The following is a 13,514-nucleotide window of genomic DNA, read 5'->3' as shown; positions in this document are numbered from 1 at the left end:
GCCTGAGAGAAGCCTTGGCCGTCCCTGTGATTTCCCTGAGAAAGGCCGGAGAGGCCGGAGAGGCCGGAAAGGCCAGAAGGCCGTCGGATCCGTCGGACGCCCCTCAGAAGAGCCCGGGCTGCTCCCCACGCGGCACGGGGACGACCGGCACGGTGACGGCGGCGTCGGCATCGGCGTCGCCCGGAACGAGGTCCCACCCACTGATCAGCCGGGTGTCGAGGACGATTCGGCGCCCGTCCCCGGCGAGGAGGTGCACGTCGGGCCCCGCGACGGCGACCACCGTCCCGCGCACGCTCCCTCCGGCGACGAGCTCGCCGACGACACCGTCCACGGCGTCGACCCGCTCCAAGCCGAAGACCTCGGCGAGGTCGACCACCCGCGGCTCGGCCGCCCGCTCCAGGGTCTCTCCCCAGCCGGACACCCCGGCGGCCCGCAGGTACAGCGCCTCCACCTCCGCCGCCCGCTCGCCCGCGTCGGGCAGCCGTACGCGCGCGGCGCGCTTGGCGGCGTACGGGATGCGGTCCGGCACCCCCAGCGCCGTACCGAGCACCTCCTCGGTCCGCCGCGCCGCCATCAACGGCCCGCGCCCGAGCCAGGTGTACGCCACCGCCCCTTGCTCCAGCAGCCGCACGTCACCCCGCTCCTCCGCGGTGATGCCGACCTTGACCATGCCGGGGCCGAACCACGCGAGGTACACCCGGTACGTCCTCGGGTCGTCCGCCGCGGCGTCCGCCGCCACGGAGTGCGCCCGGTCCAGGCGGGCGCACTCGGCGCACCGGCCCCCGGTACTGCGCCCGCCCACCACGGCCCCCACGACGCACGGCCGCCCGCGCGCCCCGGCGCACCGCCGCTCCCCGACGGCCCGGAAACCGATCTCGCGCCCGTACGACAGCGGGCTGACCCGCCCCCGCTCCCACACGAGCACGGGCCGGCGCTCCTGCCACCGCAGCCCGACGGCCCTGGTCACCGCCGGTACCTCAGCCCCGGTACCGCAGGCGCGGCGCGGACCCGGTGTCGTGCAGGTCCCGCAACACGGGCCGCGCCTCCCGCGCCGCGCGCAGCACGGCCGGGTCGAAGTCCGCCACGACGACCTCCCGCTTGTCGGGCCCGGCCTCGACCACGAGCCGCCCGTCGGGCCCCCACACCCCGCTGCCGCCGCAGGTGTGCCAGCCGCCCGTCACGCCCACGTGGTTGGCGAGCACGGTGTACACGGTGTTGTCGAACGCCCTGGCCGGGAACCACATGCGCGACTCGTGGTACCCGTTGCCGACCCCGAACAGCGCCCCCACCACGTACGCGTGACACCCGTCGAGCGCGGCGGCCCGGGCGTGCTCGGGGAACCCGGAGTCGTAACAGACGCCGATGCCCAGCCGCCACCCGTCGACCTCGACCGTGCAGCCGGCCTCCCCCTGCCGGTACACCTCGCGCTCCGCGGCGAACAGCGTCTGCTTGTCGTACCGCCCGGCGAGCCGCCCTTCGTCGTCGACGACGAGCGCCGACACGTACAGCTCCCCCGCCTCGTGCACGGCGGCCCCCACCACCCCGACGACCCCACCGTCCCGGCACGCCTCCCGCACCGGATCCAACCGCCCGTCGTCGACCTGCACGGCGCACCGCTCCGGCTCGGCGGCGATCAGCCCGGGCTCGTACCCGGTCAGGAACTTCTCGGGGAACACCACCACCCGCGCCCCACTCGCGGCGGCCTCCCGCACCATGTCCGCGACGACGGCGGCATTCGCCCCGACGTCCCCACCGACGGGACACGCCTGCGCGGCGGCGACGCGCAGGACCTGTGAGGGCAGTTGATCACTTCGCATGCGGGCCAACCTAGTGCCCGGAGGAGTCTTCATCGATCAGTCGGGCGCGGTGGCAGAGGTCTGGTAGTCCAGGTCCGGATCGGGCGGCCCACACTGCAGGATCGCGTCCACCGCGGGCCACACGGCGAGAGGCACGTCGTAGCAGTACAGCATCCAAGGGTCGTCCGCGTCCGGCTGGATCACCTCACGCAACTGCGCTATCTGCTCCGGGCTGATGGGGCGCTGCGTGCGCAGAAACTCGTCTTCCTTGCTGTATCCGTCCAGCCACCAGACGACATCCGGCTGTTCCATGTCCATCTCCATCGGTGGATCGTACGAGGAGGCGCCGAACGCCGATCGAGCGGTCCCGGCCTTCTCAGCGCCTATCGAGCAGCATCACGTCATGGAGGTCCGCACCCTCGCCCCCCGGACGCGCCTCGCCGATCTTGCGGTATCCCCACGCCCGGTAAACCGCCGACGCCCGGCCCCCGGCCTTTGGAGGGCCGGGCGGCCGCGTACGCCTCGTGGGCGACCGCCGCCTCGGCCGGTCCGAGCGTGGGCGGCTCAGCGGATCACGCGTCGGGGTTCATGCCCAGGGCGGTCTTCTTCAGCCGGTCGATCTGGAGCTTCGCGAGGTCGTTGTAGTTCGGCTTCTGCACGAAGGTGCCCTGGCCGTTCACCACGGCGACGACGCTGCCGATCCGCATCATGATCATGCTCTCGCCGTCGGCTTCCTCGAAGGCCTCGGTCTCCTCGGCCCCCGCGTCGACCTTCACCATCTTCGCGTTCTTCCCGTCTTGCCCCGCCTTGCGGCGCTCCTCGGTGACCAGGGCCTTGTACGTGGCCTTGGCGTCGTCCGGGCTCTGGAAGGCGAGGAGGCCGAAGACGACCTCACCGTCGTAGTCGGAGCTGTCGCCCCGGTCGCCGGCGTCCGTGTCGAAGTCGGTGCTGCCCATGCTGAGCAGCCCGCCGCAGTTGGACTCGGTCGAGTCGCTGCACGCCTCGACGGCCTCGTCGCCGACCTCGACCTCGATGTCGTCACCCGTGAAGCCCTGAGGAGCGCTCGCCTTGCTGGGGAGGGCGGTGCGGACCATGTCCGGCGTCAGCGTGACCGGGGGCTTGTCGTCGTCCCCGCGGAAGGCGTCCAGACCGTCGTCCGAACCACCACACCCCGTCAGTACGGCCATCAGCACCACTCCGGCCGCGATCCCCCGTGTCGCCTTGCTCAACGTCAACCCCTCGTAGCTCTTGATCACTTGACGTGGACACTCAAGCGCATGAGCGCTGGGCGCATCAAACGCGTCTCACGTCTCACGTCTCACAGGAGGCCGGTGGGGATCGGCGGATGAGAAGGGGGCAACGCCAGAGGCCCCGGACTTTCGTCCGGGGCCTCTGGCTCGCTGTGCACTCGGCAGGATTCGAACCTGCAACCTTCTGATCCGTAGTCAGATGCTCTATCCGTTAAGCTACGAGTGCTTGTGCTTCCCGGGTTTTTCTTCCCGGTCGGCGTTGCGGGAACAACATTACATGACCTGCGCCGTGACGCGAAATCCATTGTCCAAACACCCCCTGACCTGGGCAAATACCCCCGCCAGAAGATCCACGGGGCGGGAGACCGGGAGTCCGGGCACCCCGGATCACGCAAGAAGAGGGCCGCGCGTGCACCCCCGGAGCCGCCGGGCCGCCGAGCCGGCCGGTGGGCAGGCGATCGGGTGAAACAGCCGGCGCCCGGTGATCACGACCCGGGAGCGGTCGCGCCGGGCGGAGGACCCCCGGAACGGCCGAAGCCCCGGCCGTGGGGCCGGGGCTTCGGATGGAGCTGGCGGAGGCGGAGGGATTTGAACCCTCGATGGGCTTTAAGGCCCAAACCGCATTAGCAGTGCGGCGCCATAGACCGGACTAGGCGACGCCTCCAAGCCTGCACACCCACGCGAGCGCGAGTGGTGCGTGCGTGCAGATGATGACACAGCCCAGGGGGGTGTCACCAATCGCTCCCCACGGTACTAGGCGCGCAGGGCGCAGAGCAAAGGGTTACGGGTTGCGCAACGCGCGGGGTGGTGGAGCGTTAGTGAGGTGAGGGATGCCAGGGCTTCCGGACCCCACGTCCGGCAGCCGGGGTGTCCCGACGGTTTCGTGGTTCCGTACCCCTGGAGTTCGTATGCTGCGCCGTCTCGTCCTCACCACCGCCGCGTCCCTCGCCGCCCTCGGCGCCGCCGCGCCCGCCGCGCTGGCCGGTACGACCGGGCCCCTCGTCCCCGACCTGCCGACGGTGCCCCTGCTCTCGGCCGCGACCGACAAGCTCACCGTCACCGTGGCCGGCTCCGGGAACGCCGCGCTGGACGGCACCTTCGAGCTGGAGTGCGGGACGCGTACCGCCACCGGCACCCACCCCAAGGTGCAGGGCGCCTGCAACCGGCTGGAGGAGCTGTCACAGGAGGGCAAGGACCCGTTCGCGCCCGTCGGCAAGGACCAGCTGTGCACCATGCAGCACGGCGGCGACGCGACCGCGCACATCACCGGCACCTGGCGCGGGGAGCAGGTGGACGCCCACTTCCAGCGGACCGACGGCTGCGAGATCCAGCGGTGGGACGCCCTCGAGCCCGTACTGCCGAAGCCCGGCGCATAAGGGCGTTATAGGGGCGACAATCGTGCCGGTCCTGGCCGGAACCCGCACAGAACCTCCGCCGCGCCCGTCGCGCCTGCCTTTAGACTCCCTCCAGTGACAGGCCCCGGCCCGGGGGGTGGCAGTAGGTCAGTGGGAGGAAGCGTCGTCGTGAGCAGCAGGCCATCCCGAGGCGCTGCTCGCCTCGCAGCCATACTCGACGCGCTGCCGGACGGGCTCGTGCTCGTCAACGCGAACGGCACGGTCGTCAACGCCAACACCATCGCCCTGGAGATGTTCGAGACCCCGGGGACCGCCCTGGTGGGGCGCGGGTTGCTGGACCTGCTGCCGGCCTTCGACTCCCGGCTCATCCCCGGCTCGATGCGCCGCCCCGAGGCCGCCGACGCGCGCGGACGGACCAAGCCCGCCCGCATGATCGCGCGGCGTACGGACGGGAGCGAGTTCCCGGTCGAGGTCACCAGCGCCAGCCTCGAGGACGGGCGCGAGGCGTACGACTCGTACGGCGCGAACCCGCGGCCGTACACCGGCGACGAGCTGCTCATGCTCGTCGTCCGCGACCTGTCCGGGACCGTCGACACCGAGGCCGAGCTGGCCCGTTCGCAGCGCCAGACCGAGATGATCCTGCGCGCCGCGTCCGAGGGCGTCGTCGGCACGGACACCGACGGGCGGATCGTGCTCGTCAACCCGGCCGCCGCGCAGATCCTCGGCTGGCGCGCCAGCGACCTGGGCGGCAAGGAGCTGCACCCGCTGATGCTGCACTCGCGTGCGGACGGCGAGCCCTTCCCGTACGACGAGTCGCCCCTCGCCGACACGCTCCGCTCCGGGCGCAAGCACCGGGTGCGGGGCCAGGTGGTGTGGGCGAAGGACGGGTCGCCGGTGCCGGTGGACCTGACGACGGCGCCGGTACGGGACGGGGACCAGCTCGTCGGCGCGGTGATGACCTTCACCGACCGGCGGCCGTACGAGGAGCTCGTCGAGAAGCACACCGCCGAGGTCACCGAGCTGACCGAGAAGCACGCCACCGAGATGGCCAACCTCAGCGAGCGGCTCTCCGTCGAGGTCGAGCGGCGCGAGGAGCGGTACGCCGCGCTCGCCGCCCGCCACGCCCAGCTGGCCGCCGTGCTCGGCGAGTCGCTGCGCGGGCCGCTGGAGGAGCTGCGGACCGAACTGGGCACGCTCGCCGCCGACCCGGCCGGGCAGCTGTGGCCCGAGGCCAACCAGATCCTGCACCACCTGGCCGCCGGGTACGCCCGGATGACGACCCTCGTCGACAACGTCCTGGGGTACCAGCGGCTGGACGTCGGCGACGAGGAGCTGCGCAAGGACAAGACGCTCCTCGACGCGATCGTCGCGGCCGGTGTCGAGGGCGCGGTGGAGCTCATCGGCCCCGGGCGCGTGCAGTTCGCCGTGCACGCGCCGCCCATCGAGGCCGAGGTCGACGGCGTACGGATCTCGACGGCGCTCGCGCACCTGATCGCGGACGTGGCCGGGGTCGACTCCACCGGCAAGGCCCGGGTCGCCCCGGGCGCGGGCGGCGGGTACGTCGACTCGACGATCGTCGTCGCCGCCGCTCAGCGCGGTGACGTCGTACGCATCGAGGTGCGCGGACCGTACGCCGGGGGCGACCCGGTGCACGAGCCGATCGTGCGCGGGATCGTACGGGCGCACGGCGGCGTGCTGCAGCCGCACGACGTGCCGGGCATGAGCGGGCACGCGTACGTACTGGAGGTGCCGCTGGGGGCCGGGGCCGGTGCCGTGAAGCCCACCTCGTCGGCGCTGGCCATCGCGGGGCCCGAACCGGCTGCGGGTGAGGCGCCGGAGGGCGGGACCGCGGACACCGAGCCCGCGCAGACCGGGCCGACCGGGCCGGCCGGGCCGGCCGGGCCGAAGGCGGCTGCCGCTCCTCCCGTCACGCCCGTCTTGCCTGCTCAGCAGTCGGGCGACACCTCCGGTGGCGGTACGTCCGGTGGCGGGCGGCGGCGGGCGCGGCGGGCTTCGACGGACGCGTTCCTGGAGAGCCCGGTGCGCGCCGAGGACCCGGTGGCCCTGCCGCCGACCGGGCGCCGGCGCGGGAAGCCGAGCCCGGCGGAGGCCGAGGCTCCGGCCGAGGGCGCGGTCATGACGGCCGCCGAGAGCGCCCAGGGCCGCGCGGCGCGCGGGCAGACCGTGCCGCCGCAGGGTGTGCCCGTGGACGCGGCGTCGCCGGTACCGGCCGCGGGGCTCGCGGCCCTGCCCGCGCCCGCGCAGCACCCGCAGTCCCCGCAGCCCGCTCCGACCGGGCGCCGTGCCCGGCGGGCGCTCGGCACCGCGCAGGAGCGTCCGGCGTCGCCGCCCGAGGGCGCGCGCACGGCGTTCGCGCTGCCGCCCGCCCAGGCGGACCGCCGCGCCGACGACGAGGGCCGCCACGACGCGGTACGGGATGCCGCAGCCGGCGCCGAGGCCGTACGCCCGGAGCCGGAGGCCGATCACACGCCGCCGCAGCCGCACCCGGTGCAGCCCCCGGCGCCCGCGCCGTCGGGTCGGCGCCGCGCGGTGCAGGACCCGGCCTCGGGAGCCGGGGCCGGGACAGGGGCCGGGACCGGGACCGGGACCGGGACCGGGACCGGGACCGGTTCCGTACCGCTGCCGCCGGAGACGCCGGCCGGTGCCGCACCGGACGACACGGGCAGTTCGACGCAGGGCCGCGCGTTCAGCGTGCGCACGCTCGGGCAGGGCGTGCCGTTCGCGCAGCAGATCCAGCCGCCGGTCCCGCCCCAGGCCCAGCCGCCCGCACAGCCCGCCGCGGCCACTCCCTCCGGACGCCGCCGCAAGCTGGCGACGCCGCCCGCGGAGGGCGAGCGCCCCGTACCCCCGCAGCCGCAGCCCCAGGCCCCGCCGCAACCGCAGCCGCAGCCGCTGCTGTCCCCGCCCGCCGAGGGCCGCGCCTACGAGATAGGAGCGCCCGACGCGAACGCGGCCGAGGGCCCCGAGCCGCTCGACGGTCCCGGCGGCGCGGTGGAGGTGGCCAACCAGCCCGCCCCGCAGCCCGTCGACGACGAGCTGCCGCCCGAGCCGCTGGACAACCCTCGCCGACTGCTGGTCTGGCCCGCGCCGGACGTCTCCACGCAGGAGGCGCTGAGCGAGCGCGGCTACCGGCCGGTGATCGTGCACTCGCGCGAGGAGGTCGACGCGCAGATCGCCGCGTTCCCGGCGGCGCTGTTCGTGGACCCGCTGACGGGGCCGATCACGCGCACGGCCCTCCAGTCGCTGCGCCAGGCGGCGGTGGCGGCCGAGGTGCCGGTGCTGCTCGCCGCGGGCCTCGGGCAGGCGACGCGCGAGGCGGCGTACGGCGCCGATCCGGCCGTACTCCTCAAGGCCCTGGCTCCGCGCGACAGTGAGCAGCACCCGTCCCGCGTGCTGCTGATCGAGCAGCACGAGGAGATCGCGCTCGCGCTGACGGCGGCGCTGGAGCGGCGCGGGATGCAGGTCGCGCGGGCGGACGCCGACACCGACGCGGTCACGCTCGCCGCGCAGATGCGGCCGAACCTGGTGGTGATGGACCTGATGCAGGTACGTCGCCGGCGCGCCGGGATCATCGACTGGCTGCGCGCGAACGGGCAGCTGAACCGCACCCCGCTCGTCGTCTACACCTCGGCCGGCCTGGACGAGGCGGAACTGCCGAAGCTGGCGTCCGGCGAGACGGTGCTGTTCCTCGCGGAGCGGTCGACGAGCCCCGAGGTGCAGTCGCGGATCGTGGACCTGCTGGCGAAGATCGGCACGAACTAGGGCAACTCCCGGAGCCGGGGCGCCCCCGCCACGCGGAAGCGCCCCGATTCAGGTCCTCAGAGCTGGGTGACGTCCAGCTCCCCGTCCGCGTACTGGCGGCGGATGACCTTCTTGTCGAACTTCCCGACGCTCGTCTTCGGGACCGCCGGGACCACCGCCCACCGCTCCGGCAGCTGCCACTTGGCGATGGCCATCTCGTCGGTGAGGAAGGCGCGCAGCGCCGCGTAGTCCGCGCTCGCGCCCTCCTTCAGGACCACCGTCGCCAGCGGGCGCTCGCCCCACTTCTCGTCCGGTACGGCGACGACGGCCGCCTCCGCGACCTCCGGATGGGCCATGAGGGCGTTCTCCAGCGCGACGGACGAGATCCACTCGCCGCCCGACTTGATGACGTCCTTGGCACGGTCGGTGAGCGTGAGGAAGCCGTCCGGGCTGATGACCCCGACGTCGCCGGTCTTCAGCCAGCCGTCCGCGCTGAACTTGTCCTCCGGGCGCAGCGGTTCGCCGTTCGCGCCGCCGTAGTACGCGCCCGCGATCCAGGGGCCGCGTACCTCCAGCTCGCCCGCCGACTCGCCGTCCCACGGCAGGTGGTCGCCGCCGGGGCCGACGAGCCGGGCCTCGACGCCGGCCGGGAAGCGGCCCTGGGTGATGCGGTACGGCCACTCCTCCTCGGCGGAGAGGCCGGCCGGCGGGTTCGCCATGGTGCCGAGGGGCGAGGTCTCGGTCATGCCCCAGGCGTGGCAGAGGCGTACGCCCAGCTTGTCGTACGCCTCCATGAGCGCGGGCGGGCAGGCGGCGCCGCCGATGGTGACGCGGGCCATGGAGGAGAGGTCGCGGGGGCGGGCGGTGACCTCGGCGAGCAGGCCCTGCCAGATGGTGGGGACGGCAGCGGCGTGCGTGGGCCTCTCGCTCTCGATCATCTCGGCGAGCGGGGCGGGCTGCAGGAAGCGGTCGGGCATCAGCATGTTGACGCCGGTCATGAAGGTGGCATGGGGCAGGCCCCAGGCGTTCACATGGAACTGGGGCACGACGACCAGGGTCGTGTCCTTGTCGGTGAGCCCCATGGACTCGGCCATGTTGACCTGCATGGAGTGCAGGTAGATGGAGCGGTGGGAGTACACCACGCCCTTGGGGTCGCCGGTGGTGCCGGAGGTGTAGCACATGGCGGCGGCGGACCGCTCGTCCAGTTCGGGCCAGTCGAAGGTGTCGGGGCGGTCCGCGATCAGCTCCTCGTAGTCGTGGACCCGGGGCGCGGCGGAGTCGAGGAGGGAGCGGTCGCCGGGGCCGGAGACGACGACGTGCTCGACGGTGGGGAGGTGCGGCAGCAGCGGGGCGAGGAGCGGGAGGAGGCTGCCGTTGACGAGGACGACGCGGTCTTCGGCGTGGTTGACGATCCAGATCAGCTGCTCGGCGGGCAGGCGCAGATTGAGGGTGTGGAGGACGGCACCCATGGACGGGATCGCCAGGTATGCCTCGATGTGCTCGGAGTTGTTCCACATGAGGGTGGCGACCCGCTCGTCGCCCGTGACGCCGAGCTCGTCCCGCAGGGCGCCCGCGAGCCGGGCGGCGCGCGCTCCGGCCTCCGCGAAGCTGCGGCGGTGCGGCGCGGCGGGGTCGCCGGTCCAGGTGGTGATCTGCGACGTCCCGTGGATCGTCATCCCGTGGTGCAGGATGCGGGTCACCGTCAGCGGTACGTCCTGCATGGTGCTCAGCACGGCGTCCTCCCGTTGGGCGCAACGTGGCGTTAAGGGTGTGCAGATTCTGCGCACATACCACGCGGTATGTCACTACCCGGGAGTAGACGGGCCGACGGAAGTCGCGGCGGTCACCGTACGGGCGACAGCTCCGGGTCCTCGCGGAGCTTGCGCAGCGCCCGCGAGACGGCGCTCTTGACGGTGCCCACCGACACCCCGAGCACCTCCGCCGTCTGCGCCTCGCTGAGGTCCTCGTAGTACCGGAGCACCACCATCGCCCGCTGGCGGTCGGGCAGCTTCACCACCGCGCGCCACATCGCGTCGCGCAGCGCCTGCTGCTCGGCCGGGTCGGGCTCGGGCAGCCCGTGCGGCTCCGGCAGCTCGTCGCAGGCGAACTCCTCGACCCGGCGCTTGCGCCACTGCGAGGTACGGGTGTTGATGAGGGCGCGGCGCACGTACCCGTCGAGGGCGCGGTGGTCCTCGATGCGCTCCCACGCGACGTACGTCTTGGCGAGCGCGGTCTGCAGCAGGTCCTCGGCGTCGTTCGGGTTGGCGGTCAGCGACCGCGCGGTGCGCAGCAGCACGGGGCCCCGGGCCCGTACGTACGAGGAGAACGACGGGTATCCGGTGGCGGCGGTGGAGGCTCCGGTACAGACGGTGCCGGCGGTCGCGGTCATGGGTCCACGCTAGGTTCGGCCACTACCCCACAGGATCGCCCGCAGGTCCCGACCCGGGCTCCGCCTCAAGTTGTAGGGCCGCGCCGGAACCCACCTCCTGTGGGTGGAGGACGGCAGGCCGATGGTCAGGGTTCACCCGCGTGAGCCCGGTCGCCCGGCCGCTCCGACGGCCGGAAAGAGAAGCGGAACCGGCCGGATTCGAACCGGCGTCCTCGCGGTTTTGGAGACCGCGCGCGACGACCTCTGCGCTACGGCTCCGCCTCGACGGGCATCCTAGGCACGGGCCGCGTCCGGAAACACGGAGGGCGGACCCTCACCGGGGCCCGCCCTCCAAAGGTCCTTCTCCGAACCACTGCGGTGGGTGTGGGATTTGAACCCACGGTGACATCGCTGCCACGACGGTTTTCAAGACCGTTCCCTTAGGCCGCTCGGGCAACCCACCTTGCTCCGCCCCAGCCGCCCGGAAGCGGCTGTGGAGCGGGCTACAGACTACCGGCTGACGGGGGCTCGGTGGTGAGGTGCAAGGGGGTCAGCTGTCGCCCTCGCGTTCGCCGAGGGTGACCTGGACCGTGGTTTCCTTGCCGGCGCGCTGGTACGTCAGGGGGATCGTGTCGCCCGGCTTGTGGGTCCAGATCTCGCTGATCAGGGTGGGGCCGCTGTCGATCACGCGGGTGCCGAACTTGGTGATCACGTCGCCCGGCTTCAGGCCCGCCTTCGCCGCCGGGCCGCCCGGGGTGACCGCGGGGGTGCCGCCGGCGCCCTGCTCGGCGATGGTGGCGCCCTCGCCCTCCTCCGTCATGTTCACGGTCGCGCCGATCACCGGATAGACCGGGCGGCCGGTCTTGATGAGCTGCTCCGCGACGTTCTTGGCCTGGTTGACGGGGATCGCGAAGCCGAGGCCGACCGAGCCCGCCTGGGAGGAGCCGAGCCCGCCGCTGCCCGGAGACTGGATCGCGGAGTTGATGCCGATCACGGCGCCCCGCGCGTCCAGGAGCGGGCCGCCGGAGTTGCCGGGGTTGATCGAGGCGTCGGTCTGCAGGGCGCTCATGTACGAGTTCTTGCCGCTGGAGCCGTCGCCGGAGGCGACCGGGCGGTTCTTGGCGCTGATGATGCCCGTGGTGACCGTGTTGGAGAGGCCGAAGGGCGCGCCGATCGCGATCGTCGAGTCGCCGACCGCCACCTGGTCGGAGTTGCCGAGGGGGAGCGGGGCCAGGCCGGAGGGGGCGTTCTTGAGCTTGATGACCGCCACGTCGTAGCCCTGGGCGCGGCCGACGACCTCGGCGTCGTACTTCTTGCCGTTCGAGAACGTCGCGGAGAGGGTGCCGCCCTCCGCCGCCGACGCCACCACGTGGTTGTTGGTGAGGATGTGGCCTTCCTTGTCGTACACGAAGCCGGTGCCCGTGCCGCCCTCGGCCTCCGAGCCGCCGGCCTTGGCCTCGATGGTCACGACGCTCGGCAGCGCCTTGTTCGCCACCGCCGCGACCGTGCCCGGGTCCCGCTTGAAGGCGGGCGCGTCACCGGCGGCGACGGTGGTGGAGGAGATGGAGCTGTCGTTACGCTCCGCCGCCCAGTAGCCGATGCCGCCGCCGACACCGCCCGCCACCAGGGCCGCCACCAGCACGGCCGCGACCAGGCCGCCCCGGCGGCCGCGGCCGGGGGTGTGGCCGGGGGCCGGGGCGGGCGGGACCGGGGAGCCCCAGCCGCCGGTGGCGGGCGTGACCGGAGGGGCGGGGGGCGGCGGGGGCAGGGGCGCACCCCCCGCGGGCGCGGCCGGAACGGCCGTGGTCTCCGCGGGTGCGGCGGGGGTGCCCGCGGGGGCCGTCGGCACCGCCGCCGTCTCCGTCGTGGGCGACGCGGACGGCGCGGACGGCGCGGACGGCGCGGGCGCCTGGTCGGAGGGCATGGACGGGGAAGGCGGAGAGGGCGGGGAGGGCGGCACGGGAGGTGTGGACGCAGTGCCCTCGTTCTCGGTGCTCACAGCTCGGTCTCCTCGGTTTCCACGTCGTCTTGCGGCAAGGGTTCCAGTCAGCTTTTCCCACAGGCCGTCAGGCCACTGTAAGCCGGAGCTGTGTGTTGCGCGCCCCTCCTTTACTTGGGGCGAACCGGGCACCCGCCCGGTGTCTGGCACCATGACGCGGTGACCCACGCACGGCAGCAGCCCCCGATCCAGGTCGTCGCTCACCGAGGCGCCTCCGAGGACGCGCCGGAGCACACGCTCGCCGCGTACATCAAGGCCATCGAGGACGGCGCCGACGCCCTCGAGTGCGATGTGCGGCTCACCGCCGACGGCCACCTCGTCTGCGTCCACGACCGCCGCGTCAACCGCGTCTCCAACGGCCGCGGCGCCGTCTCCGCCCTCGAGCTCGCCGACCTCGCCGCCCTCGACTTCGGCGCCTGGAAGGACATGGAGGAGAGCCCGGACTGGCGCGACCCCCAGTTCACCTCCGTCCTCACCCTCGAACGGCTCCTCGAACTGGTCGCCGACGCCGGCCGTCCCATCGAGCTCGCCATCGAGACCAAGCACCCCACCCGATGGGCCGGCCAGGTCGAGGAGCGGCTGATCGAGCTGCTCCGCCGCTTCGGGCTGACCCAGCCCCGGCCGGGAGCGGCCTCCCCCGTACGGGTCATGAGCTTCTCCGCACGCTCGCTGCACCGGGTGGCGGCGGCCGCGCCCGCCCTCCCGACCGTGTACCTGATGCAGTTCCTGTCGCCCCGGGTCCGCGACGGGCGGCTGCCCGCCGGTTCGCGGATCGCCGGGCCGTCCATCCGGATCCTGCGCAACAACCCCGCGTACATCTCCCGTCTCCACCGCGCCGGCCACCGCGTCCACGTCTGGACGGTGGACGAGCCGCGGGACGTCGAGCTGTGCGTGGCCCTCGGCGTGGAGGCCATCATCACCAACCGCCCCCGGCAGGTTCTGTCCCAGCTCGGCCGGCTGTAACAGCGGCCACTTCCGTTACGG

The 13,514-nt window shown here is 73.4% G+C and carries 10 protein-coding genes, 4 tRNA genes and 1 pseudogene; 3 read left to right on the top strand and 12 right to left on the bottom strand.

The features are described 5' to 3' along the window. Positions 1-103: 103 nt before the first annotated feature. The 7 genes and pseudogenes from AC07FJ_RS15950 to AC07FJ_RS15920 form a co-directional block, all read right to left on the bottom strand. A complete protein-coding gene (locus tag AC07FJ_RS15950) occupies positions 104-967 on the bottom strand; it encodes a DUF2797 domain-containing protein (protein WP_479049341.1) in 864 nt (287 codons plus the stop codon). Between the two features lie 10 nt (positions 968-977). Beyond that, on the bottom strand, positions 978-1,817 hold the full coding sequence (locus AC07FJ_RS15945; RefSeq protein WP_479049339.1) for a carbon-nitrogen hydrolase family protein: 840 nt from the start codon (positions 1,815-1,817) through the stop codon (positions 978-980). A 36-nt stretch (positions 1,818-1,853) separates the two neighbouring features. Next, complete coding sequence (locus AC07FJ_RS15940; RefSeq protein WP_479049337.1) at positions 1,854-2,120, bottom strand: DUF7683 domain-containing protein; 267 nt, start codon at positions 2,118-2,120, stop codon at positions 1,854-1,856. A gap of 52 nt (positions 2,121-2,172) precedes the next feature. Beyond that, a pseudogene (locus tag AC07FJ_RS15935) lies at positions 2,173-2,277 on the bottom strand (GNAT family N-acetyltransferase); the annotation flags it as partial. A 91-nt stretch (positions 2,278-2,368) separates the two neighbouring features. After that, positions 2,369-3,025 carry a hypothetical protein gene (locus AC07FJ_RS15930; RefSeq protein WP_479049335.1) on the bottom strand — a complete coding sequence of 219 codons (657 nt, stop codon included), beginning with the start codon at positions 3,023-3,025 and terminating at the stop codon, positions 2,369-2,371. Positions 3,026-3,199: 174 nt separating this feature from the next. Beyond that, positions 3,200-3,272, bottom strand: a tRNA-Arg gene (locus AC07FJ_RS15925). Between the two features lie 344 nt (positions 3,273-3,616). Next, positions 3,617-3,710: transfer RNA gene (locus AC07FJ_RS15920), tRNA-Ser, on the bottom strand. Between the two features lie 244 nt (positions 3,711-3,954). Between AC07FJ_RS15920 and AC07FJ_RS15915 the strand changes: the two genes are divergently transcribed. Together AC07FJ_RS15915 and AC07FJ_RS15910 are read left to right on the top strand one after the other, a co-directional pair. Next, a complete protein-coding gene (locus AC07FJ_RS15915) occupies positions 3,955-4,422 on the top strand; it encodes an SSI family serine proteinase inhibitor (protein WP_479049333.1) in 468 nt (155 codons plus the stop codon). 147 nt (positions 4,423-4,569) lie between these two features. Further along, positions 4,570-8,184, top strand: coding sequence for a PAS domain-containing protein (locus AC07FJ_RS15910; RefSeq protein ID WP_479049331.1), 3,615 nt, complete (start codon positions 4,570-4,572; stop codon positions 8,182-8,184). 56 nt (positions 8,185-8,240) lie between these two features. Here the strand turns inward: AC07FJ_RS15910 and AC07FJ_RS15905 are convergent, their stop codons facing one another. The 5 genes from AC07FJ_RS15905 to AC07FJ_RS15885 form a co-directional block, all read right to left on the bottom strand. Then, a complete protein-coding gene (locus tag AC07FJ_RS15905; protein WP_479049329.1) occupies positions 8,241-9,896 on the bottom strand; it encodes a long-chain fatty acid--CoA ligase in 1,656 nt (551 codons plus the stop codon). 110 nt (positions 9,897-10,006) lie between these two features. Then, positions 10,007-10,552 carry a SigE family RNA polymerase sigma factor gene (locus tag AC07FJ_RS15900; protein ID WP_479049327.1) on the bottom strand — a complete coding sequence of 182 codons (546 nt, stop codon included), beginning with the start codon at positions 10,550-10,552 and terminating at the stop codon, positions 10,007-10,009. Between the two features lie 183 nt (positions 10,553-10,735). After that, positions 10,736-10,810 (bottom strand) — tRNA-Trp (locus tag AC07FJ_RS15895). 97 nt (positions 10,811-10,907) lie between these two features. After that, positions 10,908-10,994 (bottom strand) — tRNA-Ser (locus AC07FJ_RS15890). A gap of 87 nt (positions 10,995-11,081) precedes the next feature. Next, positions 11,082-12,530, bottom strand: a complete 1,449-nt coding sequence (locus AC07FJ_RS15885; RefSeq protein ID WP_479049325.1) for a S1C family serine protease — start codon at positions 12,528-12,530, stop codon at positions 11,082-11,084. Between the two features lie 159 nt (positions 12,531-12,689). Between AC07FJ_RS15885 and AC07FJ_RS15880 the strand changes: the two genes are divergently transcribed. Continuing rightward, positions 12,690-13,493: a glycerophosphodiester phosphodiesterase gene (locus tag AC07FJ_RS15880; protein ID WP_479049323.1), complete on the top strand. Its 804-nt coding sequence runs from the start codon at positions 12,690-12,692 to the stop codon at positions 13,491-13,493. The last annotated feature ends 21 nt before the right edge of the window (positions 13,494-13,514 follow it).

Source organism: Streptomyces sp. NPDC045998 (genome assembly GCF_056430285.1).
The sequence above is the reverse complement of the archived record's forward strand: the minus strand, read 5'-3'. Positions and strand labels throughout refer to the sequence as shown.

Excerpts from the sequence above, each read along its gene's own strand:
- AC07FJ_RS15945 (WP_479049339.1), bottom strand. The coding sequence starts at position 1,817 with ATGCGAAGTGATCAACTGCCCTCACAGGTCCTGCGCGTCGCCGCCGCG.
- AC07FJ_RS15915 (WP_479049333.1), top strand. The coding sequence starts at position 3,955 with ATGCTGCGCCGTCTCGTCCTCACCACCGCCGCGTCCCTCGCCGCCCTC.
- AC07FJ_RS15940 (WP_479049337.1), bottom strand. The coding sequence starts at position 2,120 with ATGGAGATGGACATGGAACAGCCGGATGTCGTCTGGTGGCTGGACGGA.
- AC07FJ_RS15900 (WP_479049327.1), bottom strand. The coding sequence starts at position 10,552 with ATGACCGCGACCGCCGGCACCGTCTGTACCGGAGCCTCCACCGCCGCC.